Annotated in this window: 29 protein-coding genes and 1 tRNA gene; 3 read left to right on the forward strand and 27 right to left on the reverse strand. The window is 64.9% G+C overall.

Annotated features, from left to right (window positions below; all coding sequences use genetic code 11):
- Positions 1–2: 2 nt before the first annotated feature.
- The 18 genes from glgX to DES52_RS06195 form a co-directional block, all read right to left on the reverse strand.
- Complete coding sequence (glgX, locus tag DES52_RS06110; protein WP_110885917.1) at positions 3–2207, reverse strand: glycogen debranching protein GlgX; 2205 nt, start codon at positions 2205–2207, stop codon at positions 3–5.
- Complete coding sequence (locus tag DES52_RS06115) at positions 2204–2539, reverse strand: anti-sigma factor antagonist (protein WP_110885918.1); 336 nt, start codon at positions 2537–2539, stop codon at positions 2204–2206. The genes glgX and DES52_RS06115 overlap by 4 nt, the downstream gene beginning before the upstream one ends.
- Positions 2540–2593: 54 nt before the next feature.
- Complete coding sequence (locus DES52_RS06120) at positions 2594–4456, reverse strand: AGE family epimerase/isomerase (RefSeq protein WP_110885919.1); 1863 nt, start codon at positions 4454–4456, stop codon at positions 2594–2596.
- Positions 4453–4890: a VOC family protein gene (locus DES52_RS06125; RefSeq protein ID WP_110885920.1), complete on the reverse strand. Its 438-nt coding sequence runs from the start codon at positions 4888–4890 to the stop codon at positions 4453–4455. The genes DES52_RS06120 and DES52_RS06125 overlap by 4 nt, the downstream gene beginning before the upstream one ends.
- The gene (locus DES52_RS06130) at positions 4887–5492 is read right to left on the reverse strand and encodes a DJ-1/PfpI family protein (RefSeq protein ID WP_110885921.1); all 606 of its coding nucleotides are present in this window, start codon (positions 5490–5492) and stop codon (positions 4887–4889) included. The genes DES52_RS06125 and DES52_RS06130 overlap by 4 nt, the downstream gene beginning before the upstream one ends.
- Entirely contained in the window at positions 5485–7044 is a 1560-nt protein-coding gene (locus DES52_RS06135) for a GMC family oxidoreductase (RefSeq protein ID WP_110885922.1), read from the reverse strand. Before DES52_RS06135 ends, DES52_RS06130 begins: the two co-directional genes overlap by 8 nt.
- On the reverse strand, positions 7041–8396 hold the full coding sequence (locus tag DES52_RS06140) for an ester cyclase (RefSeq protein ID WP_110885923.1): 1356 nt from the start codon (positions 8394–8396) through the stop codon (positions 7041–7043). The genes DES52_RS06135 and DES52_RS06140 overlap by 4 nt, the downstream gene beginning before the upstream one ends.
- Positions 8397–8426: 30 nt before the next feature.
- A complete protein-coding gene (locus tag DES52_RS06145) occupies positions 8427–9383 on the reverse strand; it encodes an ester cyclase (RefSeq protein WP_110885924.1) in 957 nt (318 codons plus the stop codon).
- A complete protein-coding gene (locus DES52_RS06150; protein ID WP_110885925.1) occupies positions 9380–10321 on the reverse strand; it encodes an ester cyclase in 942 nt (313 codons plus the stop codon). Before DES52_RS06150 ends, DES52_RS06145 begins: the two co-directional genes overlap by 4 nt.
- Positions 10322–10367: 46 nt before the next feature.
- Positions 10368–10679: a tautomerase family protein gene (locus tag DES52_RS06155; protein ID WP_110885926.1), complete on the reverse strand. Its 312-nt coding sequence runs from the start codon at positions 10677–10679 to the stop codon at positions 10368–10370.
- Positions 10680–10755: 76 nt separating this feature from the next.
- Positions 10756–11223, reverse strand: a complete 468-nt coding sequence (locus tag DES52_RS06160; RefSeq protein ID WP_110885927.1) for a nuclear transport factor 2 family protein — start codon at positions 11221–11223, stop codon at positions 10756–10758.
- Between the two features lie 12 nt (positions 11224–11235).
- Entirely contained in the window at positions 11236–11676 is a 441-nt protein-coding gene (locus DES52_RS06165; protein ID WP_110885928.1) for a nuclear transport factor 2 family protein, read from the reverse strand.
- 64 nt (positions 11677–11740) lie between these two features.
- Positions 11741–12196 (reverse strand): hypothetical protein, encoded by a 456-nt coding sequence (locus DES52_RS06170; protein WP_110885929.1) that lies wholly within the window; start codon positions 12194–12196, stop codon positions 11741–11743.
- On the reverse strand, positions 12193–12582 hold the full coding sequence (locus DES52_RS06175; RefSeq protein WP_110885930.1) for a nuclear transport factor 2 family protein: 390 nt from the start codon (positions 12580–12582) through the stop codon (positions 12193–12195). Before DES52_RS06175 ends, DES52_RS06170 begins: the two co-directional genes overlap by 4 nt.
- 13 nt (positions 12583–12595) lie before the next feature.
- Entirely contained in the window at positions 12596–14299 is a 1704-nt protein-coding gene (locus DES52_RS06180) for a thiamine pyrophosphate-binding protein (RefSeq protein ID WP_110885931.1), read from the reverse strand.
- Positions 14300–14303: 4 nt separating this feature from the next.
- Positions 14304–15125, reverse strand: coding sequence for a type 1 glutamine amidotransferase domain-containing protein (locus DES52_RS06185; protein WP_110886138.1), 822 nt, complete (start codon positions 15123–15125; stop codon positions 14304–14306).
- Positions 15126–15199: 74 nt separating this feature from the next.
- Positions 15200–15871 (reverse strand): response regulator transcription factor, encoded by a 672-nt coding sequence (locus DES52_RS06190; RefSeq protein WP_170130921.1) that lies wholly within the window; start codon positions 15869–15871, stop codon positions 15200–15202.
- Positions 15872–15982: 111 nt separating this feature from the next.
- The gene (locus DES52_RS06195) at positions 15983–17230 is read right to left on the reverse strand and encodes a GAF domain-containing sensor histidine kinase (protein WP_170130922.1); all 1248 of its coding nucleotides are present in this window, start codon (positions 17228–17230) and stop codon (positions 15983–15985) included.
- 159 nt (positions 17231–17389) lie between these two features.
- Here DES52_RS06195 and DES52_RS06200 point away from each other — a divergent pair, with 159 nt between their 5' ends.
- Positions 17390–18619, forward strand: a complete 1230-nt coding sequence (locus DES52_RS06200; RefSeq protein WP_110885934.1) for a low temperature requirement protein A — start codon at positions 17390–17392, stop codon at positions 18617–18619.
- 66 nt (positions 18620–18685) lie between these two features.
- Here DES52_RS06200 and DES52_RS06205 read toward each other — a convergent pair whose 3' ends face one another.
- The 9 genes from DES52_RS06205 to DES52_RS06240 form a co-directional block, all read right to left on the reverse strand.
- A complete protein-coding gene (locus tag DES52_RS06205) occupies positions 18686–19429 on the reverse strand; it encodes a shikimate dehydrogenase (RefSeq protein WP_110885935.1) in 744 nt (247 codons plus the stop codon).
- Positions 19429–20484, reverse strand: a complete 1056-nt coding sequence (locus DES52_RS06210) for a lipid II:glycine glycyltransferase FemX (protein WP_110886139.1) — start codon at positions 20482–20484, stop codon at positions 19429–19431. Before DES52_RS06210 ends, DES52_RS06205 begins: the two co-directional genes overlap by 1 nt.
- 35 nt (positions 20485–20519) lie before the next feature.
- Complete coding sequence (locus DES52_RS06215) at positions 20520–20726, reverse strand: hypothetical protein (protein WP_110885936.1); 207 nt, start codon at positions 20724–20726, stop codon at positions 20520–20522.
- Positions 20723–21139 (reverse strand): BON domain-containing protein, encoded by a 417-nt coding sequence (locus DES52_RS06220; protein ID WP_110885937.1) that lies wholly within the window; start codon positions 21137–21139, stop codon positions 20723–20725. Before DES52_RS06220 ends, DES52_RS06215 begins: the two co-directional genes overlap by 4 nt.
- 22 nt (positions 21140–21161) lie before the next feature.
- Positions 21162–21338: a hypothetical protein gene (locus DES52_RS22845; RefSeq protein ID WP_170130923.1), complete on the reverse strand. Its 177-nt coding sequence runs from the start codon at positions 21336–21338 to the stop codon at positions 21162–21164.
- A gap of 52 nt (positions 21339–21390) precedes the next feature.
- A complete protein-coding gene (locus DES52_RS06225) occupies positions 21391–21864 on the reverse strand; it encodes an HD domain-containing protein (RefSeq protein ID WP_245900760.1) in 474 nt (157 codons plus the stop codon).
- Between the two features lie 4 nt (positions 21865–21868).
- The gene (gene trxB / locus DES52_RS06230; RefSeq protein ID WP_110885939.1) at positions 21869–22864 is read right to left on the reverse strand and encodes a thioredoxin-disulfide reductase; all 996 of its coding nucleotides are present in this window, start codon (positions 22862–22864) and stop codon (positions 21869–21871) included.
- A 106-nt stretch (positions 22865–22970) separates the two neighbouring features.
- Positions 22971–24263, reverse strand: a complete 1293-nt coding sequence (locus DES52_RS06235; RefSeq protein WP_211317870.1) for a S8 family peptidase — start codon at positions 24261–24263, stop codon at positions 22971–22973.
- A 66-nt stretch (positions 24264–24329) separates the two neighbouring features.
- A tRNA-Gln gene (locus tag DES52_RS06240) sits at positions 24330–24403 on the reverse strand.
- Positions 24404–24563: 160 nt separating this feature from the next.
- Here DES52_RS06240 and DES52_RS06245 point away from each other — a divergent pair.
- Both DES52_RS06245 and DES52_RS06250 read left to right on the forward strand, forming a co-directional pair.
- On the forward strand, positions 24564–26285 hold the full coding sequence (locus DES52_RS06245) for a 30S ribosomal protein S1 (RefSeq protein ID WP_170130924.1): 1722 nt from the start codon (positions 24564–24566) through the stop codon (positions 26283–26285).
- Between the two features lie 95 nt (positions 26286–26380).
- A complete protein-coding gene (locus DES52_RS06250; RefSeq protein ID WP_245900762.1) occupies positions 26381–26743 on the forward strand; it encodes a DoxX family protein in 363 nt (120 codons plus the stop codon).
- Positions 26744–26747 lie beyond the last annotated feature (4 nt).

Consider the following 26747-nt stretch of genomic DNA (forward strand, 5'->3'; position numbering starts at 1 on the left):
GGTCAGTCTCCTTGAGGGTCGTTCGAGAGAGAGTCGGGTTTGCCGAGCAGGATCATCGCCGAGCGCGAGCCCAGCAGGACGTGCGATTGGTCCGAGAGGCGAACTTCCTCGCCGGGCGCGTGAATGTCGTGCGGACTCGGCATGGACGTGTTGGCGGCCACGTACCACGCGTGCCCTTCGGGCAGAGTCGGCAGTTCGAAGCCGTTCGCTTCCCACGACGAGTTGAGGGCGACGTACAAGGTATCGTCGGTCACCGTGCCTCCCCGGGCGTGACGGCCGTCGAGCATGAACGCCAAAGTTCTGCTCGCGGGCGACCAGTCGGGCCGCCAAGCGCGAACGCCGTGCCACGAGAGGTCGGGAACGCCGCTTCCGACGTAGTCGAAGCCGCTGTGGTGGTAGCGGTTGCGCAGCACGGGATGGGCGTGGCGAAGCGCGACGAGGTGCTGCCAAAAGCGCAGCAGACCCGCGTTGGTCTCGGTGAGCGACCAGTCGAACCACGAGAGGTCGTTGTCGTGGCAGTACGTGTTGTTGTTGCCGTGCTGGGTGCGTCCGACCTCGTCGCCCATCAGCATCATCGGCACGCCCTGCGACGTCATCAGGAGCACGGCGGCGTTTTTGATCTGCCGTTCGCGCAAGGCGAGGATCGCCTCGTCGCTCGTCTCCCCTTCCACGCCGTGGTTCCACGAGTTGTTGTCGTTCGCGCCGTCGCGGTTGTCCTCGCCGTTGGCCTCGTTGTGCTTGTCGTTGTACGACACCATGTCGTGCAAGGTGAAGCCGTCGTGCGCCGTGACGAAGTTGATGGACGCCGTCGCGCCGCGCGAAGAGTAGAGGTCGGGCGATCCGGCGATTCGCGTGGCGAGGTCCGCCACGACGCCCTCGTCGCCCTTGATGAAGCGGCGCACCGTGTCGCGGTACTTGCCGTTCCATTCCGCCCAGCGGTTGTACGCCGGAAAGCTGCCGACTTGGTACAAGCCGCCCGCGTCCCACGCCTCGGCGACGAGCTTGCACTTCGCGAGGATCGGGTCGTGCGCGAGCGCCTCCAAAAGGGGCGGGTTGGACAGCGGCGTGCCGTCGGCGGCGCGGCCCAAAATCGCGGCGAGATCGAAGCGGAAGCCGTCGATGTGGAACTCGGACGCCCAGTAGCGCAGGCAATCGAGGACCATGTTGCGCACGACGGGATGGTTGCAGTTCAGCGTGTTGCCTGTGCCGGAGAAGTTGAAGTAGTACCCCTCGGGCGTGAGCATGTAGTACACGGAGTTGTCGAGGCCCCGAAAGGAAATCGTCGGGCCGCGGTGGTCGCCTTCGGCCGTGTGGTTGAACACGACGTCCAGCATCACCTCGATGCCCGCCTTGTGAAGGTCCTTGACGAGTTGCTTGAGCTCGTCGACTTGCATGCCGAGACGTCCGGTGGCCGCATAGCCCGACTTCGGCGCGAAGAAGTTGACGGTCGAGTATCCCCAGTAGTTGAGGTGATTCACCTCGCCCGTCTCGGGGTCGGTGTGCGAGTGCTCGAACTCGTCAAACTCGAAGATCGGCATGAGTTCCACGCAGTTCACGCCGAGCGCTTGGAGGTAAGGAATCTTTTCGCGCAATCCGGCGAACGTGCCGGGAAAGCGCACGCCGCTCGACGCGGATTTCGTGAAGCCCCGCACGTGCATCTCGTACACGACGAGGTCCTCGTTCGGAATTTGCAGGGGGCGGTCGCCTTCCCAGTCGAAGTCGTCGAAGGCGAGGCGCGAGCGATGCGGAAAGGGATCGTTCCAATCCGGCACTTCGCCCCACACGTCGCGTCCCCCGACCGCTTTCGCGTAGGGGTCCATCAGGACTTTCGTCGGATCGAAGCGCAAGCCGCGCGCCGGATCGAACGGGCCGTCCATTCGGTAGCCGTACTCCAGCGTTTCCACGTCGAGATCGAACACGACCATCGCGAACACGTCGCCGATCTTGAATTCCTCGGGAAACGGAATTTCCGCCTTGGGTTCGGGCGCGCCCTTGTCGAAGAGGACGAGCGTGCAGTTCGACGCGTGGCTGGAGTAGATGCTGAAGTTCACGCCGTTCGGAACGAGCGTGGCTCCGAAGGGAAAGGGCCGTCCCGAACGCAATCGGTACGTGACGCCGTCTTGTTCGTGCTCGTGCGTCGGGTAGAAGTCGATGCGCAAGCTCGCCGCTCCGCTTTCGGCGGACGTCTGACCTTTCGGCGCGGTCATGACGACAGGGCGGCCACGCCCTCGTCCACACTCGACGCGACCTTGAAGTGATCGAGAAAGCCCGTCGCGCTCATCGTGTCGCGAATTTCTTCGCTCAAGCCCACGAGGGCGACCGAGCTGCCCTTGCCGAGCGCTTGGCGGTACAGCAGCAGCAGCATGCGCAGGCCCGCGCTCGACATGTATCCGACCTTCGTCATGTCGAGCAGCAATTTGCCGTCTTGCGGAATGAGCGGCAGCACGTTCGCTTGCGTGGTTCCCGCGTTCTTTCCGTCGATGTCTCCGTCGAGCGTCACGACGGTCACACCTTGTCTGGTTTCGTTGGAAACGTCCATGAAGCTCCTTCTTCGTCTCCTCCCCCTCTGGAGGGAGGGGGTGGAGTCGAGGGTTCAGCGAGGCGTGATCGTGACTTTCACCTTCACGCGCTCCTCGGTTTGGGGAAGCGTGACGGTGAGAGCTTGCGCGTCGAAGTTCTCGTAAGGCACGCCGTCGATCTCCACGGCGGTGATCCTGATGGTGCCCGGCGGCAGGATGTCGGGCGACACGCGCAAGATGTTGTCCTTGAAGCCGCCCGGGATGGGCTTGAAGTAGAAGTCCATCGGCTTGCTGAAGATCAGCAAGTTGTTGTAGATCGCCGAGAGGTAGCACAGTTCCGACGAGTGGTACATGCTCATCGAGTGGCTGCCCTTGAAGCGCTCCGTTCCGAGCAGGTACGGCATGCCGTTGGCGAAGGTGTTGAAGTACACCGCTCCGTCGTCGTGATCGAGGAACCACGCGTTGTAGAACGACTGCGATTCACGCGCGAGCTTGAGGTACTCGTCGTCGCCGAACACACCTTTCATGATGAGGTACGCGAGGATGCCCTGCTCTTGCTGCCACCACGCCTTGCGGTCGTGGAAGGCGAAGCGGTGGCGTTCGTTGCCTTCGTCACGCATGCGCTCCATGACGTCGTACCAACCGCCGTGCTGCGTGTCCATCCCGACCTTCGGCATTTCGCTCGCGATGCGGCGGGCGAGGGCCTCGTACTCGGGCTTCGGGGCCATGCCGTACATGCGCGTCAAGTTCCAAGCGATTTTGAGGTTGTGCCCGACGACACCGCGGTTTTGCTGCCACATGTGCGTGCGGTCGTGCGACCAGTCGGTCAGAAACTTCTCTTGCACGAAGGGCGACTCTTCGTAGTTCGGGAAGTATTTGGCGATGGTGTCGAAGGTGCTTTCGAGCATCTTCGTGTAGCGCTCGTCGCCGGTGGCGAGCACGAGGTTGATAAGGTACGCGGGCGCGTGGTCGCCGACCGAGTTCCAGTTCTTCTTGCCCTTGTTCTCGCCGATCGCGTCGCTTTGAGGATCGAGCGTGATCGGATCGAGGTGGCTGAAGTAGCCGCCCTTTTCCTTGTCGAGGAAGAAGCGATCGAACAAGTCGATGGTAAGCTCGGCGTCCTTGAGAATGCGCGGATCGCCGTTCACGCGGTACGTCTGGATGGGGCCCGCGAGCGCGTAGATCTGCTCGTAAGCCGGAATCGCGTCGTAGTCGTCGCTGAACTCGGACGTGAACAACTTCTTCTCGCGCTCGCCCTGCACGTTGATGCCGTGGTACCAGTAGGCGATGTTCTCGTCGCGGTCGTAGAAGCGCATGTGGTCGCGCAGGTACTTCGTGCCCTTCTCGGCGATCTCCAAGAACTCCTCGTCGCCCGTCAGCAGGTACGCCGACGCGTAGCCGTACACGAGACGCGAGATGGTGTCGGTTTCCTGCACGTAATTGTCGCGCTGACGCTCGCCCGAGAGGTTGATGATCGTGCGGTAGTTCTTGAAGTCGATCTCGTCGGTGCCGAACTGCGCCTTGCGGTAGAACTTGGCGATTTGCCGCAGTTGCTCCACCCACCAGTTTTGCGTTTCGAAGCGGAACTCGTCGGGCTTGCGGCCCACGAACACCAGAAACTGCGCTTCGAACGTGAAGGCGCCGCCCTCGGGGTAGTACACGCCGTACGCGTAGATGAAGCGGTCCTCGGTGAGCATCGAGAAGACGCTTCCGGTGGCGTCCAGGTACGGTTCGCCGAGGTTGCGCATGACATACGCGTAGGTGTTGCCCTTGAGCTTCACCTCGAATTGGCGTCCGTCGGAGGTGCGCAGGCCGAAGGTGCGTCCCGCTTCGTCGAAGTTCGTGACGTATCCGGCGATCGAGTCGGAGAAGGTGAAGGAGATGGTGTTGACGTGCCGGCCTTGCTGGACGTCGACGTTGACGCTGGTCTGGGTCATGCGGTGTCTCCTGTCAGGGTTTCTTGCAGCAGTTTCGGATCGTCGGTGTACCCTTGGCTGATCTCGACGATGTTGCCGTCCGGATCGCGCACCCACACGGTGCGCCAGCCGGGAATGAAAGCGTCGAAGTCCACCGGGCCGAGCGTGACGGGCGCGTGCGAACCGAGCTTCGTGAGCGTGGCGTCCACGTCGTCGACTTGAAACGCGAGGTGCCGCAGCACGCCGCGTTCGGCGGGACCGTCGTTTTGCAGCGGCTCCCCGACACCTTCGGCTTGGAAAAGTTCGAGCAGGGCGTCGCCGTTGCGCAAGAAGATCAGTTGCTTGCCTTCGCCGAGGTCGAACACGCGCGACAACGAAAAGCCGAAGAAGCTCACGTAGAAGTCGGCGGTCGCACGCGGATTGGCACAGTTGAGGGCGACGTGCGAGAACTTCACGCGTTCACCGCTTCCTTCGCCGCGCTTCGCGCCACGATCTCGTCCATGAGGCGGCGCGCGAACACCGCGTGGTGCCCGCCCGTCCGGCCCGTCACGAGGTCGCCGTCCACGACGACGTCCTCGTTTTCGTAGAGAGCGCCCATGTTCATCGCGTCCGCGAAGAGGTTGTTGTGCGTCGTGAGGCGGCGTCCGCGCACGAGGTCGGGCGCCCACGCCACGAGCCACAGGCCGTGGCAGATGACGCCCTTCACGATGCTCGGCTCGGCGAACGCCCGACGAAGAAACGCCACGGCGGGCGACGGTTGCGTCACGTCCGGCGTGTACCGAAGTCGGTCGGATACGAATCCGGCCGGAACGATCACGGCGGCGTACGAGCGCAAGTCCTCGTCGCTCATGTCCTCGAAGCTCTTGTCGACGTAAAAGGGCATGCGGTGCTCGTGCCCTTGGAACGTGAGTCCCGGCTGGCCCCACAGGCGCGTCACGAAGTGGACTTCGGCGCCTTCTTCGGCGAAGCGGCTTTTGTAGTACAAGATTTCGGGCTCGTAGAAGTCCGATTCCATCAGAATCGCGATCTTCTTGCCCGTCAAGCGAGGTTCAGGCATGAGAGGCAGCCTCCGCGGTCTTGATTTTGACGCCCTTGATGAGGTCGGCGCACTTCTCGGCGATCATCACGATGCCCGCGTGGCAGTTGCCGCTGGGCACCGCCGGCATCACGGACGCGTCGGCGATGCGCAAGCCTTGCACGCCGTGCACGCGCAAGTCCGGACCGACGACGCTGAGGTCGTCGAGGCCCATCTTGCACGAGCCCGCCTGGTGGTGGTACGAGTCGGCGGTTTGCTTCACCCAGGCGCGCAGTTGCTCGTCCGTTCGGACGTCCGCGCCCGGCATCAACTCGTCTTTCACCCATCCGCTCAGCGCGCGCGTGGCGAACAAGTCGCGCGAAATCTTCACGGCGAGCACGAGACGTTCCAAGTCGGCTTCGACGCCGAGGTAGTTGGGGTTCACGAGGGGCTTGGCGAGGGGATCGGCGGACGCGAGGCGAATCCAGCCGCGCGATAGCGGTCGGACGACGCCCGGCAGGATGCTGACCGAGTTCGGGTGGCCTTGTCCCACGATGATGTTGAAGGGCACGTGCACGAACGCGATTTGCAAGTCCGGCGCGGGCCAGCCGCGATCGGAGCGCAAGAACAGCGCCGCTTCGGACAAGTTCTGGTTGGGAGGCGGAACGGCCGGACCGCACTCTTGGATCACGCCGGTCAGGACGTGGTTGTGGAAGTTCTCGCCGACGCCGGGCAAGGCGGCGACCGTGTCGATGCCGTGCGCGCCCAGTTGATCGGGATGGCCGATGCCGGACAGCATCAGGAGCTTGGGCGATTCGATGGCGCCGCCGCACACGATGACTTCGGCGGACGCGAACGCTTGCTGCCGTTCGCCGCCACGGTCGTACTCCACGCCGATGCAGCGCTTGCCTTCGAAGAGCAGGCGCGTGGCGGGCGCGTCCGTGAGGAGCGTGAGGTTCGGACGTTCGAGGGCGGGCAGGAGGTAGGCGCGCAGAGCGCCGTGCCGCTGGCCGTCCTTGATGTTGACGTGATGCCATCCCACGCCGTCCATCTGCGGACCGTTGAAGTCCTCGGTTCGCGGATAGCCGAGCTCGAGCCCCGCGTCGATGAAGGCCTGCGAGGTGGGATTGGGGCCGTGCAAGCCTGCGTTTTGCAGCCGAATCATGCCGCCGTGCCCGGCCCAGGGACTCGTGTCGTCCTCTTGGTCTTCGAGCTTCTTGAAGTACGGCAAGACGTCTTGGTAACTCCAGCCGGGCGCGCCGTTGTACGCCCAGTTGTCGTAATCCGAGGCGTGCCCGCGAATGTGCATCATGATGTAGAAGTTCGACGAGCCTCCGATGAGGCGTCCGCGCGGTTCGTAGACTTGGCGTCCCCCGAGTCCCGGTTGCGGCACCGTGGTGTAACCGTAGTCCACGGCCGAGCCGAGCAGGGTGTACCACAGGCTTGGGATGTGCACGTTGTCGGGCACGTCGCGCGTGCCGCCCTCCAGCACGAGGACGCGCGCCGAGGCGTCCTCACTGAGGCGATTGGCGAGGACGCTTCCGCCCGCGCCGGTCCCGACGACGATGTAGTCGAATTCTTGGCGTGCGGTCATGCTTCGCCCCCGGACAGCTGGTCGAGGAAGGGCTTGAAGGGAACGCTGTCGTGGAAGTTTGCCATGTAGGCGATCTTGCCGTCGCGAAGACGGAAGTAGTTCATGACTTCGGCCTCGATGGGCCGATCCGGGTACTTCGCGGCGAGCGCGGAAATGTGCGACACGACCGCCGCTTCGTTTTCGGAAACGATGATGTGGCGCGGAACGTTCTGGAATCGGCTGTACGCCGTTCCCATGCCGTCCATCATCGGCCTCAGGGTCGCCAAGGTCTCGATGTGGCCGGCGAGTTGCTCGTCCATCACGAGGTCGTCCGTGAACAGGTCGCACCACGCGGACCAGTCCCCGGCGTTCGCGAGGCGGTAGTAAGCGTCGATCACGTCGCGCGTCGAGGCGCTCGTGTTCTCGTTGGATTCCTGGGTCTGCGTCACGGTCTCCTCCCGAGCGGGGCCAACGCCGAGTTGGCTCATCAAGGTCATCATGTCGGTCTCGTACCACGTGCCGATCACCTTGCCGTCGGCGAATTGCAGCAAGGCGATCTCCTCGAAGTCCACCTCGTGGCCCGTCGGCGGAATGCCGAACAAATCGCCTCGGTGCGTTCCTTGCTGACGAAAGCGCGCGACGACGAAGTCACCCTCGGCGAGGAGGTGTTCGATCGTCATGTGAAAGTCCGGGAAGGCCGTGCGGAACGTCTCCACGGCGAATCGAGTTCCGGCGGGCCCAACCGGAAGTTGCGGCACGTCGGGCGCCACGGAGAGATCGTGGTAGATTTCCGGAATCACGTCCGTTCTTCCCTGATTCCAGACTTCCTCCGTGAGACGGCGCACGGCCGCCTTGTTTTCCTCGGGGGTCGTGACGCGGCCCTCCACGATCGGCAAGTCGAGCGGGGGTTGCGCCTCGCCGCCGCCGGGAATCACGTCGAGTTGCTGCAGCACGTCCATCATGTTCATCTGGCCCCAGCGTTCGACGATCAAGCCGTTCTCGAAGCGGCCGATGCCGAGTCCCCGCAACTTCAGCGTCTTGCCCGTGGCGGGAATGCCCGCGAAGTTCCCGGTATGAACGCCTTCGCCTTCCCAGTGGTCGACGGCCAGATCGCCGTCGACGAGTTGGTGACGCATCACCATGGACGTGATCGTGAGGCCCTCGTGGAACATCCGAACGGCCTGCTCGTATCCGTCGCGGTCGGACGTCGTGCCCGGCATGGGGTTGTGATTGACGAGGTTCGGTACCATCCCGTCACGAATCGCCGAGACGTCCGCCCGGCCCCAAGCGTCCTCTAGCAAGCGGCGAAGCACGCCGCGCAGGACGCCTGGAGCGTTGGACGAAATGACCGAGGAGACTGTATCGATTTCCATGAGTCCTCCGAGAGAGAAACGAACGTGCGGTCAGGCGCCGCTCGCGGGGGCGTTTCCGCCCACGCCGAGTTGCTGCATGAGCGTCAGCATGTCCGGGTTGTAGAAGCTTTCGACGACCTGCCCGTTTTCGAGCCGAAGGAGGCCCATCTCACCGAAGCGCACGGTGCGCCCCGAGGCGGGAATGCCCATCAGTTCGCCTTGGTGCGTGCCCGTCTGGATGAAGTGCGCCGCGACGCGGTCGCCTTCCGCCGCGATGAGGTCGATTTCCATGTGGTAGTCGGGGAAGGCCGAGCGGAACATCTGCGCGATGATCTTGACGCCTTGCGGGCCGTCGGGCAGCCCCGGCGCGTCGGGGCTCGTGGCGTTCGGCGCGAAGATCTCGTCGGCGACGTCCATGTTGCCTTCGTTCCAAACTTCCTGGATGAAGCGGCGCATGAGGGCGCGGTTGGCGTTCACGCGCTCCGCATCGACGTCGGCAGCGGTCGGATCGGCTTCGGGCGCGTGCGAGAGGTTCGGAGTGGGCGCGTTCGGCGGCGTCGGGATGACGCCGAGTTGCTGAAGGACGCTCAAGCCGTCCCACTCTTGCCAGCGCGCGACGCACAAGCCCTGCTCGCCGAACTTGAAGACGGCGGTGCCCGTCCACTCGATTCTCTTGTTCGTCGGCGCGACGCCCATGAAGTCGCCGCTGTGCGTTCCGGTGAGCGTGCCCCGCACGAAGACGATGTCCCCTTCGGCCACCATGAAGGTCGAGTCGATGCGCAAGTCGGGCATGCCGACGAGAAACTGCTGGTACAAGTCGCGGAACGCGGCGGGCCCGTGCAGATCTCCGAAGCCCGCGCCGCCGTAACTGACGAACTCGGGCGCGAAGAGTTCCTCGAACACGGCGAGGTTGCCTTTGTTGGTCTCGTCGTAGATGTAGACCATCCGGGCTTTCATTTCGCTGGGCGTGAGCTTGCGGCGCACGGCTTGAGGATCGAGCGCCGTCATGACGTTCCTCCGGCGGTGGGCAGCACGCCCGCTCCTTGGTACAGCGACAAGACGTCCGGGCAGCTCCAGCGTTCGGCGACCTTTCCGTCACGGATACGCAGAATCTCGGATTGAGTCCACGCGACGTACTGCCCGTTGGGCTTGCTTCCCCACAGTCCGGCGCCGTTGTACGTCCCGATGAGGACGCCGTGAACGGCCACGAGATCGCCCTCGGCGATCAGCAAGCCGGGATCGTGGCGGTACTGCAAGTCGGGCATGGCGGCGCGCAACTCGGCGACGATTTCGTTCGCTTCGTCCGCGTCACGCGCGCCCAAGGCGGGGTTGAATTCGCGGTAGTCCTCGGCGAGAACGGGCGTGAGGTTGCCCGCGTTGAACGCCTCGACGAACGCTTGCGCGACCGCCTTCTCGTCGCCGCGTCCCTCTCCGGGGCGCACTTCGGTCGGACTGCCCCACTCGGCGGACTGCTCGTGCGCGCTCGCGCCGGGACCGACCTTCGGCATGACGCCCATCTGCTGCATCATGCCGACCATGTCGAGTTCGCCCCAGCCGTCGACGATGATGCCGTTCTCTATTCGGTCGATGCCGATGGACGTGCACACCACCGACTGTCCGCTGGCGGGCGCGCCGTAGAATTCCGCTTGGTGCGTGCCGCGCCACGTGAGGAGCGCCGCGACGAGGTCGCCCTCGGCGATCAGCAAGGTCGAGTCCATGCGGCCGTCGGGAAAGGCGTCGCGCCACGTCGAGATCAAGCCGACGAGGCCGTCGGGGCCTTGCTCGACCGGTTGGCCGCCCGCGCCGTGAACGCGCATGCGGGGACTGATAACTTCATGCGCGATTGCGTACTCGCCGCTGTTCCACACGCGCCCGAACCACCGGTTGAACAGGGCTTTGTTCTGCTCGGTGATGTTCGACGCGCTCGTCGGTTCCGGAGTGGTCATGAACGGTCCTTTCGGGGGGAAGCGGGAGGGCGGGGCGACAAGACGTTCAACTTCCCCAGTCCTTGACGGGTTCGGGCTCCGTCGGTGGCGCTCCTCCGATGACGGAGCTCATGATGGCGTTCGCCTTGGCGTGGTAGTCCGCGTACTGCGGACCGGTGAGGAAGGCGAGGTCGGGCATGGGTTTGCCGGCGATGCCCCACTCGGCTTGCGGCGTTTCTTGAATGAGGCAGTAGACGTAGGGGCGCACCACCTCGCCGAGCACGCCGACGAAGGTGTCGGTGAGCTTTTCGATGAGCTCGCGCTTTTGTTCGGGCGTCGCGACGACGTCCTTGATGAACTGCACCGTGATGATCGGCATGTGGGCTCCTTTTGGCCGCGCAGGATCGAGCGGCCGGGAAGCCCAGGTTCGACCATTGATCGAACCCGGGCGACGTTTACTGCGGAAGGCGGGTGCCGTCGGGAAGGAGTTGGCTCCAGAACTCGTTGAAGCGCGTGGTTCCGTCCCCGAAGATCGCGCCGCGACCTTCCACGACCTTGCCGTCGCGCCACCTCAACAGGTGGATCACCCAGATGTCGAGGTTCGTGTAAGGCGAGGTGTCGCCCTCGGGCACGCCCGCGCGTCGTCCACGGTTGTGCGTCACGTCCGCCGACCACTCGTCGTTCGTCAAGATGGTGACTTGCTCCATCTCGAAGGAGTTGCCCGAAAGTTCGGCGGTTTTGGCCATGAAGCCCAAGAACTCGTCGAGGCTCTTGTACCACCCGGCGAGGGCATGCAGGCCCGGCACGAGCCAATGCATGTCGTTTGACCAGTACTGCTCGATTTGCGCGCGGTCGCCACTTCCGAGCGCGCCGTACGCGGCCCGAACGAGGTCGGGCGTCACTTTCGATTGCGTCTGCGTCATGACGTCTCCGTCTCAGTCGGCCAGCCGCTCGGGCACGCCCTTGAGCTTGAACTTGCCCCAGAAGTAGCGTTCCACGGTCGGGTAGTCGCCGTTGTGCACTTGGACGGTGTGAAGCTTGCCGTCCTTGACGCCGTAGCTCGTGCACGTCGGGAAGAGGAACTTCTCGCCGTTGAGCTCTCCGTGCCCCATGTGCTTCTCGATCACGGTGCCGTCGTCGAGTTCGCCGAAGTGGATGTTGTCGACGCTGATGCCCGCTTGGAAGAGCGCGCCGAAAAACGCCACGACGGCGTCCGGGCCGACCATGGTGCCCGACAGGGGGTGACGGCCGGGCATCGTCCAAGAAATCTCGGGGTGGAAGAGTTCGCGCTTGATCGACTCCATGTCACCTTGGCTGAAGTACTGGTACATCTTCAAAACGAGTTCGGTGTTGCTGCTGGTCTTCGTGTCCGTCATATACGATCCTCCCTAGCGTTTCGGCCCTGTCGAGCCTCGAAACCGAATTGAGCGAGCCTCGGCGTCACAACTCGACGGAGCCGGGGCGGGGCGTCAAGGCGTTCACGATGTAAACGGCGATGACAGGTTGTCCGGAAGCAGGTGAGCGGCGCACTTCCCACGTTTGGTCGGCGTCCATCAACAGTCGCTCGCTCTTCGCGGCGGGCGCTTTCCAGCGGCTCGCTTCCCAGTACACGACGAGGTTCACGAGCGCCGAGGAGCCGTCCTCGTTGAGATTCACGTCGAGCTTTTGCAGGGTGTGCACTTCGTCGAAGAAGATGCGGATGACGCCTTCGTACCAACCGCGGAATTCCTCGACGGTCGTGAGCGTCGCTTCGGGAAAGCGCATCTGCAAGTCGGTTTCGTGAACGAAGGGCGTCATGTCCTCGGCGGGCGCGTGCACGTCCAGACCCTTGTACCAGGCGTCCACCATGGCGCGAACTTCGGCGTCGGTCAGGGGAGCGGTCGTGGTGGTGGTCATGCGGGCACCTCCGTGGGGTTTTGAGGAGCAGACTCGGGCGTGAAGCCCAGCAGGCCGGTGAAGTGGTGCGTCGCGCGGCCGTCTCGAAGCACGAACACGTCGTACACGCGCGCTTGTCCGCCTTGCACGTTCACGGTCGCCTCGAAGAAGATCGCGTCGGGCGTTTCCGTGAACTTGTCGGTGGACACCAAGCGAACGAATCCGAGGCGCGCCATGTAGTTGGTGAAGTGCGTGCGAATCGCGTCGGATCCTTGCACTTGGAAGTCGAAGCCGACCACGCGGGCGTCATCGGTGTACTGACGAACGATCGCGTCGATGTCGTTCGCTTGAAGCGCGGCGACTTGACGTTCGTAGAAGGCGTGGCCGGGGCTGGACGTGTTCGTCATGGCGTTGCTCCTCTCACAAGTCCTTGCTCAGGACGAGGTCGATCAGGTACGGACCGTCGCTCGCGAGCATCCGCTCGATGGCCGGGCCGACTTGCTCGGGCGTCTCGACCTTCTCGGCGGGCACGCCCATCGAGCGCGAAAGTGCGGCGAAGTCCACGATGGGATCGTGCAGATCGAAGGACTTCGGGAACTCGTGCGCGGGCAGACCGCGTTCGCGCCAGTACTGCGCGATGTTGAGCTTGAGCAGCTTGTAACTCTGGTTGTTGCAGATGACGAACTTCGCGCCGATGTCGTGGTGCGCCGCCGTCCAAAGCGCTTGGATGGTGTACATCGAGCCGCCGTCACCCGTGAAGCCGATCACTTCACGGTCGGGATGCGCGAGCTTCGCGCCGAGCGCGCCGGGAATGCCGATGCCGAGCGAGCCGCCGCGCGTTTGCAGAAACTGACCCGGCTCGAGGTCGGGCAGGTAGCGCGTGATCTCGGGGCTGCTCGTGAGGGCCTCGTCCACGATGACGGCGCCTTCGGGCAAGCGCGACGAGAGTTCGTCCATGAAGCGCGACATGCGCAGCGGAACGTCGTCTCGGTGCGTGAAGTCGTGCGCGATGATCGCCTCGGTCTTCGCGCGTTTCGCGTCGGAAAAGGCGCGTGAACGAGCCGCGGCCGAGGCGCGGTCCTCGTCGTTTTGCCGCGTCGCCACGAGGTCGCCGAGCGCGGCGAGCGTCGACTTGGGATCGCCGAGCAGGGCGAGCTCGACGGGGAAGTTCTTGCCCATCTCGTACGCGTTGAGATCGACGTGCACGAGGCGCGTGTTCGGCGCGAACGCGCCCGACAGCAGCGGGAAGACTTCGGGAAACACGTAGGTCCCGACGATCAAGGCGGCGTCGTGGTCTTTCAGGAGACGCTGCGAGTCTTCGCCGAACATGTGCCCGGTGGTGCCGCCGTACAAGGGGTGACTCGACGGCATGTTGATCTCGCTGGAATTCACGCCGTACACCGGCGCTCCGAGCAGCTCGGCAACGCGGGCGAGCTCGCCGTGCGCGCCGCTGAAGGTGATGCCGTCTCCCATGAGGACCACGGGGCGGGACGCGCCCGCGAGCAGGGTCGCCGCTTGTTCCAAGTCGTCGGAGGCGGGCGTCACGCGTGAGCGTACCCGCGTGCTCGGTACGACCTCGTCTTGAATGACCGCGTCGAGGACGTCCATGGGAAGCGCGACGAACACGGGGCCCGTGGGAGGCGTCGTGGCGATCTTCACGGCGCGTCTCAGCACGCGCAGCAAGGAGGCGGGGTCGACGACGCGCGTCGCGTACTTCGTGACGGGCCGAGCGATGGCGACGAGGTCGGCCGCCATCTGGGCGTCCATCGCGTCGTACTGCACCCCTGACTCTCCCGCGACGACGACGAGCGGGGCGTGGCCGCGCATCGCTTGGTACAGCATCCCGACGCCGTTGCCGAGGCCGACGCCCGAGTGCAGTTGCACGAGGGCGGGGCCGTTCGTGGCGCGGGCGTACCCGTCGGCCATGGCGACCGCGATGGTTTCTTGCATCGTCAGGACGTACTGAAACTCGGGGTATTCCTCAAGGGCGTCGAGGAACCCTTGTTCGACCGTGCCGGGGTTGCCGAACATGAACTTCATCCCGTCGGCGAGGAACTGCTCGATGATGAGCTGACGTCCGGTCTTGCCGACGGACGCGCGCTCGGTACGGTCTTGCAGGGTCATGACGTCACCATCCGTAGCGCTGCAAGCCTTGTTCGAGCACTTGCACGGCGAGTTCGCCGACGAGCTTGGAGTCTTGCGTGGAGCGGCCCGTGAGGTACGGGAAGTCGAGGACGGTGGAGCGCGTGCGGCCGACGCCGCCGTGGTATTGACCGCCCGGCTGGGTCGCGTCGCGCAAGATGAACTCCAGCGGGTACGGGGGCGGCCCCATGTTGAGGTCCGTGTTGAGGAAGCCCGTGCCGTCCTTGTAGTCGTACTCCAAGGCGTGGCCCGTGACGTGCTTGCCGGCGATGATGCTCTTGCGGTCTTCCCACTCGCGGGCGAACGCGAGGCACGTGACGGCGTAGCACTCGGCGATGATGAGCTTGTTGAGCGCCCGGAAGCCGAGGATGACGTCGTGCAGACGCTGGTTGTTGACCATATCGACGATGGGGCCGCTGCCGCCGACCATCAGCAGGGCGTCGTACTGCTCCAACTCCTTCCAGCACTGCTGGCGCTTGTTGTAATACTCTTCCAGGCCGTGCGCGAACTCGTCGCTGCTGAAGTACGGGCGCTCGGGGAACCACGTGCACAAGTTGATAGGTTGCGCCAAGCGGTCCGATTCGTCGATTTCGCGCGTGCGCTGAGCGTAGTACTCGTCCGTGACGACTTTGCGCAAGGGCGGATCGAAGTAACCGACTTCCATGCTGGGCGGCAAGGCGTGCGGACGCTTGCCGTTCGGCGTCATGAACACGGTCTCGTAACCGTGCGCGTCGAAAGCTTCGAGCGGTCCGACGAGCTCTTCGCCCCAAAAACCGTATTCGGACAAGACGACCAAAATCTTCTTCATGTGGCCTCCTTCGAGGGGTCCTGCGGAGAATCGAGGGGAAACGTGACGCGCGGCGAGCGATTCGTCGGCGCGCGTCACGGAGACGTCAAGTGAGCGTTTTGCGCTTCTCGGGCGTACAGAAGCGCGGCGGCGACGCGAGCGTTGATGGTGGGATCGTGGGTGTCGACGCCGAGAGCGGCGTACAGGCCGCCGACGGCGTTGTCGATCCATTTCTGGCTGCGTCCGAGTCTTTGGGCGATGGCGGCGTTGCTGAAGCCTTGGGTGATGAGCTCCCACAGTTCGATCTGCCGCCACGTGAGATGCGAGAAGCGGGCGCTGTGCGGATGCTTGCGGCCTCCGACGAGCGCGGGGTCGAGCACGATTTCACCCACGCGCACGGCGGAGATGGCGCGCAGCAAGGTGTCGAGGTCGCGGACGGACTTCTTGAGCAGGTAGGCCCACCCGACCATCTCGGACGCGATGAGCGCGTGGGCGAAGGCGAGGTGGGCATGGTTCGACAGCAGGACGACGCCGAGGCGAGGGGCATGTTCGCGCAGCTGCATGCCGAGACCGATGCCGTCGACTTCGCTCGACCCGAGGTCGATGTCGAGCAGCACGACGTCCGCTTCGCGAATCATGGCGTCGCCGAGGGCGGACGGCGCGTCTCCGTACTCCGCGAGGACCGAGACGCCTCCCGTCGCGGTGAGGGCGCCGCGCAACAAGGCGCGGAAGAGCGCTTCGTCCTCGACGATCGCGACGGACGGCACGGTGGCTTGAGTGGATTCTGCGCAAGCGGATGACGCACGAGACACGAGCCTTCCTCCTTTCACAAACGTCGAGAAGATGACAGCGGGCGATGCGATGGGCTGTGGAGGAGGTCAGGTCAGGGCGGCGGTCGCGTGTTGGCGTTCGAGATCGCTCGAACATCGCGGAAGCGACGCCCACAGGCGCGTCGGGCCGCCGGGCGCGCTCTCGATGCCCCAACGTCCTCCGAAGTGGTCGAGGCGCGCCTCCAGGCAGCGCAGGCCGAGCCCCGACCGAGCCGAGGCGGGATCGAAACCTTGTCCGTCGTCCACGACTTCGAGGTGCAGCACGTCGGAGCCCGCCGGAGTCGAGAGCGAGATGGTGACGTTGCGAGCGTGCGCGTGCTTCAAGACGTTGCCGACCGCTTCCTCGATCGTGCGGAACGCCGCGAGGCGCACGTTCATCGGCAACCGGTTGTGAATGGGCGAGTCGATCGCCAGCAGCGCACGGTCCGCGAGGATGCGAATGTCGAGGACTCCCACGAGGCGCGACGCGAGGACTTGCAACGCGGCGACCAGGCCGACGCCGAGCGCCTCGGGGTGCAGGAGATGACTGATCGAGCGGACGTCGTGCTCGCGCAGGTGCTCCAAGTCTTCGCGCACGCGTTCCAAGGCGGGTCGCGCCTCGGGGTACTGCTCGCTGAGTTCGCCGAGACGGTACCACGCGACGAGCAGACGCGATTGCACGCGTGAGTGCAAAAACTCGCTGATTTCGCGTTTCGTGCGCTCCTCGGCTTCGGTGACGAGGGCGCGCGATTCTTCGAGGGCGAGGGTGATTCGGCGCTGCTCGGCGAGCAGTTCCAAGTTCCGAAGGTGCAGCGCGACTTGCGAGGCGAACGCACAGGCGATTCGCGTGTCCGCTTCGGTGAAGGTCTCGCCGCGCTGCACGCACACCAGCGACCCGAAGACGCGCTCTTCGACGTGCAGGGGAACGAGCATGCAGTGCGAAATGCCCGCGACCTTCGCCGCGATTTGCAGCATGAGCGGCGGGACGAGGTCGCCGACGATGTCCGAAAGCGGCGCCATGACGACGCGTCGCTCGAAGTACACCGCGCGGGTGTGTTCGTTGTAGTCCGCCGACGCCGTCGCCGAGAAGGGATCGAACGACGGAATGAGCCGCCGCGCGAGCCGTATGCCGCGCTGCATGGCATCGCCGCTCGCTCCGCCCGTGGCAACGATCCGCGTCGTGCGCGTCGCCTCGTCGAAGCGGGCGAGCGCGATGTAGGGCATTCCGAGCGCCAGACGCGCGTCTTCGACGATCTTGCCCGTCATCGTGTCGTCAAACGACGGGGCAAGTCGGCTTCCTCGAAGTACGCTGTCCATGGTTCCTTCATATTGAGTAAGCTCTAACTCATTAACAAGGGGGTTACCTCCCTTAATGAAGGCGATTTCGTGGGCGTTCATACAGCAAGCCGAACTTGGTGGTACCGCAAGGGAGGTGGGCCCCTAGCGCCGCGCCGTCGCGTGTGGCTCAATGAAAAGATGGAGAAAAACAGAGAAAGGCAGGCGGGATTCGCTGGGCTGCGTCTGACGTTGGCGGACGCCGAGGAAGCGGGCGGTCGACGGGCGACTTGGCTGGAATTGTTCTTCGACCTCGTCTTCGTCGTCGCGATCGGCAACTTGGCGAAGGTGCTGCTCGGAAAGCATGACGTGTCGGGCGTCCTCGTCTTTCTCGGGCTGTTCGTCCCCGTGTGGTGGGCGTGGATCGGCATCAGCTACTTCGTGGACAAGTACCAACTGCCGGAAGTCGCGCTGCGCCTGCTGATGCTCACGCAGATCGCGTTCAGCCTCGGCCTCGCCGTGGGCCTGCTGAGTGTCGTCAAGGGCCACCCGGAACTGTTCGTCGCGTCGTACGTCGGGCTCCGATTGACGCTGACGGCCCTGCACGTATGGGCGTCGCGGGCGCACGAGGAAGGCCGAGAGCTCAACGCGAAGTACGCGGCGGGCTTCGCCATAGGCACGGCGCTCTGGGCGGCCTCGCTCGCCGTGGACGGATCGGCCCGCTACTGGATTTGGGGCGTCGCGATCGTGTTGGAGATCGTCGCGACCGTCTTGGCTTACACCACCTCGCGCCGCATTCCGGCGCAAGTGTCGCACATGGACGAACGGTTCGGCCTGTTCACGATCATCGTGTTGGGCGAATCGGTCATCGCGGTCGCGTCGGGCGCCAAAGCCAGCGGCATCGAATCGGCCTGGCCCGTCGCGGCGGTGGGGTTGATGCTGGCGGGCGCGGTATGGTGGCTGTACTTCGACCGGATGGATCACTCTGTCATCGACCGCGCGCTGAGAAGCGGTCGCCGAGCGCTGCTGCGCAGCTTCGTGTACGGATACTCGCATCTCGCCGTCTTCGCGAGCATCGTCGCGACGAGCATGGGCGTCGAACTCGCCTTCGAAGACGCGAAGACGGGCAGCATGGAACCGGACACGAATTGGCTGCTGTACGGCGGACTCGCCGTGTACCTGGCGGCCTTGACGGTCGTGCAGTCGAGCGGCCGAGGCAACTTGCCGTCACGCGTCCTGCTCGCGCGGGCCGCCGCGGTCGTCGCACTCGTCGCGCTCGGCTTCGTGGGCTCTTCACTCTCGCTGTCGCTCGCCTTGCTGCTGGGTTTGCTGGTGGTGGGCGCGCTCGTCACCTTCGAGCACTTGACCTTCAAGTCGCTGCCTTCGGGCCATGTACCGCACGAAAGTCCGGTGTCCTCGGCTCAGCCGTGAACAAGCGAGTGCAATGGAAAGGAGGTCGCCAAAAGCGACCTCCTTTCCATTGCACTCCTTCCGGCGTCACATCAGGACTTGCGCGACGCCGGCGAGCGCTTCCGGCTTGAATTTCTGGCCTGTGGCATGCTCGAGTTGGGCGGCGAGCCGCAAGGCGGACAAGCTCGTCGCGGGCAACACCGGGACGCCCGCGCGCGTCGCTTCCGACCACGCCTCGCCCGTGAGGTCGAGAAGGGTATGGTACGGCTGCAGCACGCCGCGCGGCAGCGAGCCGTTGGTGAGCACGACGAGATCGGCGCGCTCGGCGTAGCCGCCGAACGAGGTATCGCGCGTGCTGACCGCGTACGCGTTCGTTCCGGCGGGCAGCAAGGCGAGGTCACGCTGCGCTTCGGGCAAGTCGTCCGTGGCGATCGTGAGCATCGACGGCCCGAGGCGCGCGAGGCTGAGGGCCGCGCGCAGCGGCGCATCTCGGCCGAGCAGCAGCAGGCGCGCGCCGCGCACGGCGTAGCGGCTGTCGTCCACGAGGCGCACGAGGGCTTCTTCCAGAGTGTGCGTGCCGTACGTCGATCCGGCGAGCGCGATCGCGTCCACGCGTCCTTGACGGCGGGCCAAGGCGTCGGGCTGCACCGCGCCGAACACCGCCTCCTCCTTGTGCGGCGCGACGAGCGCGCCCACGAAGCGCAGCGTTCGCAGGGCGTCGAGGACGTTCGTCAAATTGTCCTCGGGCACGCGCAAGGCGGTCAGGCCCAGTTCGCGCAGAGCGACCGCGACTTCGGGCCGATGTCCGACGAGGGCGAGGGCCGCGTCCATCACAGCACGTCCTGGGTGGTGCCGCGCTTGCGGAAGTTGTTTTGGTCCTTGCGCCAGCGTTGCACGCGCGTGAGGGCCGAAGCGAGCGGCGAAAGGGCGAGGTCGTAGCCGGGAAACCACACTTTCTCGCCGCCGAAGTTCTCCTTCATCTTGTACACGCCGAACGAGTGCTTGTCGCCGCTGAGGGTTCGCGGAATGCCCCAAAAGTCGAAGCTCGTGTATCCGCGCCGCTTCGCGTCGAGCATGGCGTGCCAGTAGAAGGCGGTGGGCGCCTTGACGTCTTTGCGCTCCGAGCCGTCGGGCGTGGCGCGGTCGTCCTTGATGGAGCCGCCGAAGAGGTAGTTGGTGGCGCCGCCCATCGCCAGGAAGAAGCCGCCCGCGAGGGCGCGCCCCTCGTGCCGAGCGAGGACGAGGTATGCTTCGCCGCCGTGCGCGGCGCCTTCGCGCAGCATCGTTTCGTAGTACGCTCGGGGAAAGGCGCCGAGCTTGGCGCGCTCGTTCGTCGCGGTGAAGACGTCCCAGAACGCCTCGAAATCTTCGTCGCGTCCCGCCGTCACGCCGTACTTCTGCGCGGTGCGGACGTTGCGGCGCACCATAGAGTGCAAGTTGGCGAACAGCTCGTCTTCGCTCGGCACGAGGCTCGTGACGATGGTGTGCTCGGGCTGCTCGGCTTGCGCTCGGCGCCACGGTCCGAGCGCGTCGGGAATGAGGTGCGCGGGCCGCGCGAGGGGCGGCTCGATCAGGACCTTGACGTCCGTCGGGCGCGCGACACGTTTGATGGCGCTCGCCACGTCGGCGAGCAAGTTGATGTCCTCCAGGGCGGGGCCGCGCGGCGCGTACAGATAACTCAAGCCCGGCGCGAGAGGACGGCGCAAAAGCTGCAAGGCGCCGACGGCTCGCCCGTCGCGGCGAACGAGATAGCGCGCGGGTTCGAAGCCCAGGACGCGCCGCGCTTCACCGTACGCCCAGCCTTGCAGAGCGCTCGTGATGGGCAGCGAGCGTACGACGTCGTCGTACGCGTGAGGATCGGTGGTGGGTTCCAGGGCGAGTCGCACCACGAGATTGTACCGCCTGGCCGCGCACCGCTCGGTCAGGAACGATTCTTGAGCGGTTCGGGCGGCAGCGTCGGCTCGGACGGATCGCTGGCGGGGCGGGGCGGTTCGGGTGACGGATGGGGCGTCGGCAACTCGGGATCGAGAACCGGGCTCGGCGTCTCGAAGGGCGGCAGACGCTCGGGAACCTCGCCGGGAAGGTCGGGAGGCGGAATCGTAGGGGGAATGTCTTGAGGCTGGGTCATGCGGACTCGTCCGGATCGCGCGAAGAGCGAGGATCGACTTCGCCGCCCGCGCTCTGGTCGGGCGTGCGCAAGGAGTTGTACACGTCCTTCACGCCGTCCACGGCGAGGGCTGCCTCGGCGGCGAGGCGCATCGCGTCACGGTTGACGGCGATGCCGTACAAGTACGCTTCGCCGCGCTCCACGCGAACGTCGAGGGCTGTGATCGGCAGCGTGGAGAGGGCCCCTCGCACCGTCGTCTCGAGCGCGGCGTCGTTCGGCGGATCTCGCCCGTCGTCTTGAAGAGTGTCACCTTCGTGGTCGCGGTTCTCGCCTTGAAAGCCGTAGTCACCGCTGCCATAGCCGTAGCCGAGGTCGGCTTGCCCTTGATGGGCGTGGTCTTGCGTTCGCGGGTCGGGCGCCTTGTCGTCGCTCATGAAGTCCTCCGTGCCTTATGCCTCAGTCGTCGTCGTGCGTCGCGCGATGCGCCGCCTCGTCGTCCGTGAACCCCTCGCCGTACTCGGTCACACCGTCGCCCGACAACCCGATTCCGAACGGATCGTCCTGTTTGTCGGGCGCGCGGTTCTCCTTCTCGGTGAGGGGCGTGTCGGTGGGGTGACGCTCGGGATCGGTCATGCGTCGATGCTAAGCGCGCGAGGTGGCGCCTTCGTGTTGAGCGCCTCAAGGATCATTCGAGATCGTCGAGGTCGTGCAGCAAGCGAGCGTCGCCGTCGTCGGGCGTATGGTGTCGCTCGACGAGACGAATCACCTCGGGGCGCGCGTTCACTGCCTGAAGCATCGACGCGCCGAGGCGAGCGTGCCGAGCGCGCACCTGCACGAAGCCCACGGGCAGACGCGCCGCGAAGCGCATCGGAACGAGCCCCGCGAGAACGCGTTCCGCGACTCGGTAAGGCCGCGTGCTCTTGCCGCAGTCGTGCAGGAGGGCGGCGGCGACGAGGTGAGGCGGCGCGTCGGGCCGCACGGTCAGCAGCGTACGCGCGACTCGGCACGCGTGTTCGCGGTCGCGCGGATCCATGGCGAGGTAGACGACGCCTTCGCCGCCTTGGAGAAAACGGGCGGCGAAGGCGTCGTCGGGCCGAGCCCGGCTCGCGTGCAGACTGCGCGCGAGCCGGGCGATCTTGCCGAGGAGGTTGGCGGCCAAGAGCTCAGTCGGCGGAAACGGCGTCGGTCGCAACGTCGCTCGAAGCGACTTCGAGGTGCGCCAGCATCCGCTCGGCGCTCATGGCGGCGCGGGTGCCCGCCCCGACGCTCGTCGCGAGTTGGCGGTAGACGTAGTCGCTGACATCTCCGGCGGCGAACACACCCGGCACCGAGGTGTAGATGTCTTCCGTGACGTCGACGTACCCGTCGTCGCGCAGGCGTACGAGATCGCCGAGGAACTGCGTGTTCGGCACGTGCCCGATGAAGACGAACACGCCGTCCGTCTCGTGGAACCACGTTTCGCCCGTCTTGAGGTTGCGCAGCTTCACACCGCTCACCTGCTTGTCGAACTCGGTGTCGCCCTTGCCGACGACTTCGTCGACGACCGAGTCCCAGATGAACTTCACTTTGGGATTGGCGAGGGCGCGAGCCTGCGCGACCTTGTTGGCCCGCAAGGAGTCGCGACGGTGGATGATGGTGACCGTCTCAGCGAACTTCGTGAGGAAGAGGCCTTCCTCGACGGCGGCGTCGCCGCCGCCGATCACGACGACGTGCTTGCCGCGGTAGAAGAAGCCGTCGCACGTGGCGCACGTGGAGACGCCGCGGCCCCAAAAGAGGTCTTCGCCGGGAACACCGAGCCGCTTGGGATTGGCTCCGGTCGCGATGATGACGGCCTTGGCGCGGTACGTCGCCTCGTAGCCTTTCACGACGAATTCGCGGCCGTCACGGTCGATGCGTTCGACTTCGTCCATCTCCAGCTTGGCGCCGAACTTCTCTGCTTGCTCGACCATGCGTTGCGAAAGTTCCATGCCGCTGATCGGCTCGGGAAAGCCGGGGTAATTCTCGACTTCCTCGGTTTGAGCGATTTGGCCTCCGGGCTGCCCCTTCTCGAGGATGATCGTCGTGAGGTTGGCGCGGCCCGCGTAAATTCCGGCGGTGAGGCCAGCGGGGCCGCCGCCGATGATGACCACGTCGTACGAGTGATGGGAGGATGCCGTCATGAAGACAGGGTAACAGGAATCGCGTTTCGCGAAGGTACCGAAGGCACTTTATAAAGTAAAGCGACTCGTCGACTGCATACCGTGCAGCCGACGTTTCCTCATAGCCTCAAGGAGTCGAGCCCAGGGTCGTCGCAGCAGAAACCAGTCCGCTGCCCGTGGCGTCGCCGTCCCAGGAGAACGTCTCCGTCGCGCCGCTCGGCTGCGGAACGACGAGCGAGCCAGGGTTCATGGGGCGTGACGAGGCTTCGAGGATCGCCTCGGCCTGATCCGCGGTCAGCGCTTGGTTCTTCTGCACCATCAGCGCGACGATCCCGGCCACGTGTGGCGAGGCCATGCTCGTTCCGCCGAGGTCGTAGTACGAAGCTTGACCGTTGACCTGATACGGTCCTGGGACCCAACTTCCCGGAGCGGCGACGTCGAGGTCCTGACCCGGCAACTGACGGCTCGAAAAGTCCGTGATGTAAAAGTCGCCGATGTCGGTCGGGTCGGGTACGTCCGTGTGCCACCACCCGCGGCTCGTCCACTCACCGTTCCATCCTGCCGCCACCGAGATGACCGGCGCGTATGCGCCGGGGTAGCCCATGCCGGCGTTCCCCGAGTTGCCTGCCGACGCCACGATGATCACGCCCATGGAAACGGCGTAATCGGTCGCTGCTTGCTCGACGGCGTCGAGGCTCATGTTTATGACGACGGGGCTGTTCTTCAAGACGGGATCGTACGCCTTGAGCTTGGCGACGTACGTGATGCCGCGCGCGATGACCGACGACCAGCACGAGCCGTTTTGATTGAGCACTTTCACGGGGGTGACGGTCGCTCTCGGTGCGACGCCGTTCACGGCCGTGCCGCCGAAGTCGTCGCCGAGGATCGTACCCATGACGTGCGTGCCGTGCGAGTTTTGGTCTTGTCCCCACATGTTGGGCTGCTCGGACACGTTTCCCACCTCGCCACCGCCGCCGAACGAGCGAGCGTACTGGGTGGCGATTCGGTCCTTCGGCAAGTTGGAGGCCCAGTTGTTGGCGAGGCCTGTGTCCAGCACGGCGACGTACACGCCGCTTCCGTCGTGGGAGACGGTGGGCACGTCGCCGCTCGGCGTCTTGTCCGTCACCTGTATGGCGTCGAGATCCCAGGTGCTGATTCCGTCAGCAAGGTCTTGAGCGGCCGCCGTCGCCGTCGGTCCTGTTCCACGCTCGGCATCGACGTTCGCCGCTCGAACGACGGAGAGTGCCCGAATGGCGGCGAGGTTACCGGGGCTCATCTGCAACGTGACCGCGCGAATCTTCGCGATGACGTCGCGCACTTTGCCGTACCGCGCGAGTTGATTGAGCGCGGCGTCGGTCACGGCCCCGTTGAGCACGACGTTGACGCCGACCATGTTCGCGTTCGCGGCCTGACTCTGCAACGTCGGCTCCCAGGTGAGGGGGCGCTGTCCGCAGGCAGCGAGGCAAAAGAACCGCCCGTGGGCGGCTGGCTGGGGCACAAGGATTCGAACCTTGATTGACGGTGCCAGAAACCGTTGTCCTGCCGTTAGACGATGCCCCACCGATGTTGCCTGCTTTACACAAGTACGAGCGAAGAGTATACGACGACCTATTTATGCGGTCAAGCCAATTTCGCTCACTGCCCTTGGCAGAGCTCGCCGCAAAGTGCTACAATGAACCGTTGCCTCGTCATGACGAGGACTTCAGGAGGATGTTCGTTCATGGAAGACCAGGTTACCCCGACCCCCCAGCAAGATGGGGGCACTCAGCCCGAAGCCGAGGGCACGACCGCTACGCCCACCGCTGAAACCGCGACCGCTACGCCCGAGGCCGTCAGTGCTTCGAACGCGACCGAAGAGTACCCTGCGATGACGTTCGAGGATCTCGACGCGTCGTTCCAGAACCTTCCGGGCGCGCGCGAGATCAACCGCGGCGACATCGTGGACGGTACCGTCGTGTTCATCGGCAGCGAGGGCATCGCCGTCGATGTCGGCGCGAAGATCGAGGGCGTCATTCCGTTCTCGCAAGTCGCCGACGAGCCGATCACGATGGAGCAGGCGCAGGCGATGTTCAAGCCCGGGGACAAAATCGAAGCGTACGTCGTGCGCTCCGACATCCCCAACGGCGTGATCGTGCTCAGCAAGAAGCGCGCTGATCAGGACAAGGGCTGGCGTGTGCTCGCCGACCTGCAGGCGAGGAACGAATCGTTCGAGGTGGATATCACCGAGAAGGTTCGTGGGGGCCTCGTCGCGCAAGTCGAAGGCATTCGCGCCTTCCTGCCCGCCTCGCAGGTCGACACGCGCCGCGTGAACGACCTCGATCCGTACGTCGGCAAGCCCTTGCGCGTCAAGCTCATCGAGCTCAACCGCAAGCGCAACCGCGTCATCATCTCGCATCGCTCGATCCTCGAAGATGAGAAGGCCAAGGCGCGCGAGTCCACCATGGGCAAGCTCGTTCCTGGCGCCGTCTTCGAAGGCGAAGTCGTCGAGATCACGGACTTCGGCGTGTTCGTCAACCTGGGCGGACTCGACGGTCTCGTCCACCGTTCCGAGCTCACCTTCGGCCGCTTCAACCACCCGCGTGAAGTCGTGAAGGTCGGCGACAAGGTCCAAGTCCAGATCATCGACGTCGATCCCGAGCGCGAGCGCATCAACCTCTCGATGAAGGCGCTGTCCAACGATCCTTGGCAGTCCGCCGTCGAGAAGTACGCGATCGGCCAGAAGGTCACCGGTAAGGTCACGAACCTGACGAACTTCGGCGCGTTCGTCGAAATCGAGGCGGGCCTCGAAGGTCTCGTGCATGTTTCCGAAATGAGCTGGACGAAGCGCATTCGTCACCCGAACGAAGTCCTCAAGGAAGGGGACGAAGTCGAGGCGATTATCTTGCGCATCGAACCGAAGGACCGTCGCATCAGCCTCGGCCTTCGCCAGACCAGCGACGATCCGTGGAGCGCCTTGCCCGACCGTTACCCCCCCGGCACGCCGGTCAAGGGCAAGGTCACCGGCATCACGGACTTCGGCGTGTTCATGGAGATCGAGCCGGGCATCGAAGGTCTCATCCACATCTCCGAGCTCGACACGCAGCGAGTGAACAATCCCGCCGATCTCTTCAAGAAGGGCGACGAGATCGAAGCCGTGATTCTCAACATCGATCCCGTGGAGCAACGCGCGAGCCTCTCGCGTCGTCGCGCCCTCGGCGGTGGCGGCAACCCCCGCGATTTCGTGTCGCAGGGCGGCGGTCAACGCGGTGATCGTGGTCAGGGCGGTCAAGGTGGCGGCGGTCGTCGTCGTCGCGACGGCATCGACTACGACTACAGCTACGCGGCCAAGGACGCGTCCAGCGGCAAGATCAGCACGAAGCTCGGCGACGTGTACGCCGACCTCTTCGCGCAGTTCGGTCTTGGCGGCAAGGACGAAGCCAAGGACGAAGGCAAGAAGGAGTAAGTCCTTCTTCAGCAGGGGCCCCGAGATGACCTCGGGGCCCCTGCTTCATTTCTCTTCGAAGGCGCATCCCGGTTCTGCGGGTCGGAGGTGAAGCGGTGAAGGAAAGCGTTGTGTTGTGCATCCTGTTCGTCGCGGCGGGAACAGGGCACTTCGTGCGGCCCGACGTGTTCGAACGCATCGTTCCTCCAGGCGTTCCCGCGCGAGAAGCCGTCTTGCTGAGCGGCGCGGCAGAAATCGTGGGTGGGCTGGGTCTCCTCTCCCCTACCACGCGGCGCGCGGCGGGCGCCGGGTTGATCGCGCTGCTGCTCGCCGTGTGGCCTGCCAACCTCTGGATGGCCCTCAACGCCAATGCGTTCGAGGGCATCCCGCCGTGGTTGGTGTGGGCGCGCGTCCCGCTGCAGCTTCCGCTGATTTGGTGGGTGTGGCGTGTAACGCGACCGAACGCTCGTTCGGTATAGTGGT

Origin of the sequence: Deinococcus yavapaiensis KR-236, assembly GCF_003217515.1 — a bacterium.
GTDB classification, from domain to species: domain Bacteria; phylum Deinococcota; class Deinococci; order Deinococcales; family Deinococcaceae; genus Deinococcus_A; species Deinococcus_A yavapaiensis.

What these genes read in the sequence shown, in the direction of transcription:
- DES52_RS06180 (WP_110885931.1), bottom strand. Translation starts at nt 14,299, where the DNA reads ATGACCCTGCAAGACCGTACCGAGCGCGCGTCCGTCGGCAAGACCGGA.
- DES52_RS06195 (WP_170130922.1), bottom strand. Translation starts at nt 17,230, where the DNA reads ATGGACAGCGTACTTCGAGGAAGCCGACTTGCCCCGTCGTTTGACGAC.
- glgX (WP_110885917.1), bottom strand. Translation starts at nt 2,207, where the DNA reads ATGACCGCGCCGAAAGGTCAGACGTCCGCCGAAAGCGGAGCGGCGAGC.
- DES52_RS06160 (WP_110885927.1), bottom strand. Translation starts at nt 11,223, where the DNA reads ATGACGCAGACGCAATCGAAAGTGACGCCCGACCTCGTTCGGGCCGCG.
- DES52_RS06245 (WP_170130924.1), top strand. Translation starts at nt 24,564, where the DNA reads ATGGAAGACCAGGTTACCCCGACCCCCCAGCAAGATGGGGGCACTCAG.
- DES52_RS06115 (WP_110885918.1), bottom strand. Translation starts at nt 2,539, where the DNA reads ATGGACGTTTCCAACGAAACCAGACAAGGTGTGACCGTCGTGACGCTC.
- DES52_RS06155 (WP_110885926.1), bottom strand. Translation starts at nt 10,679, where the DNA reads ATGCCGATCATCACGGTGCAGTTCATCAAGGACGTCGTCGCGACGCCC.
- DES52_RS06175 (WP_110885930.1), bottom strand. Translation starts at nt 12,582, where the DNA reads ATGACGAACACGTCCAGCCCCGGCCACGCCTTCTACGAACGTCAAGTC.
- DES52_RS06150 (WP_110885925.1), bottom strand. Translation starts at nt 10,321, where the DNA reads ATGACCACTCCGGAACCGACGAGCGCGTCGAACATCACCGAGCAGAAC.
- DES52_RS06200 (WP_110885934.1), top strand. Translation starts at nt 17,390, where the DNA reads ATGGAGAAAAACAGAGAAAGGCAGGCGGGATTCGCTGGGCTGCGTCTG.
- DES52_RS06170 (WP_110885929.1), bottom strand. Translation starts at nt 12,196, where the DNA reads ATGACCACCACCACGACCGCTCCCCTGACCGACGCCGAAGTTCGCGCC.
- DES52_RS06205 (WP_110885935.1), bottom strand. Translation starts at nt 19,429, where the DNA reads ATGGACGCGGCCCTCGCCCTCGTCGGACATCGGCCCGAAGTCGCGGTC.
- trxB (WP_110885939.1), bottom strand. Translation starts at nt 22,864, where the DNA reads ATGACGGCATCCTCCCATCACTCGTACGACGTGGTCATCATCGGCGGC.
- DES52_RS06135 (WP_110885922.1), bottom strand. Translation starts at nt 7,044, where the DNA reads ATGACCGCACGCCAAGAATTCGACTACATCGTCGTCGGGACCGGCGCG.
- DES52_RS06215 (WP_110885936.1), bottom strand. Translation starts at nt 20,726, where the DNA reads ATGACCCAGCCTCAAGACATTCCCCCTACGATTCCGCCTCCCGACCTT.
- DES52_RS06145 (WP_110885924.1), bottom strand. Translation starts at nt 9,383, where the DNA reads ATGACGGCGCTCGATCCTCAAGCCGTGCGCCGCAAGCTCACGCCCAGC.
- DES52_RS06220 (WP_110885937.1), bottom strand. Translation starts at nt 21,139, where the DNA reads ATGAGCGACGACAAGGCGCCCGACCCGCGAACGCAAGACCACGCCCAT.
- DES52_RS06185 (WP_110886138.1), bottom strand. Translation starts at nt 15,125, where the DNA reads ATGAAGAAGATTTTGGTCGTCTTGTCCGAATACGGTTTTTGGGGCGAA.
- DES52_RS06130 (WP_110885921.1), bottom strand. Translation starts at nt 5,492, where the DNA reads ATGCCTGAACCTCGCTTGACGGGCAAGAAGATCGCGATTCTGATGGAA.
- DES52_RS06140 (WP_110885923.1), bottom strand. Translation starts at nt 8,396, where the DNA reads ATGGAAATCGATACAGTCTCCTCGGTCATTTCGTCCAACGCTCCAGGC.
- DES52_RS06165 (WP_110885928.1), bottom strand. Translation starts at nt 11,676, where the DNA reads ATGACGGACACGAAGACCAGCAGCAACACCGAACTCGTTTTGAAGATG.
- DES52_RS06120 (WP_110885919.1), bottom strand. Translation starts at nt 4,456, where the DNA reads ATGACCCAGACCAGCGTCAACGTCGACGTCCAGCAAGGCCGGCACGTC.
- DES52_RS22845 (WP_170130923.1), bottom strand. Translation starts at nt 21,338, where the DNA reads ATGACCGATCCCGAGCGTCACCCCACCGACACGCCCCTCACCGAGAAG.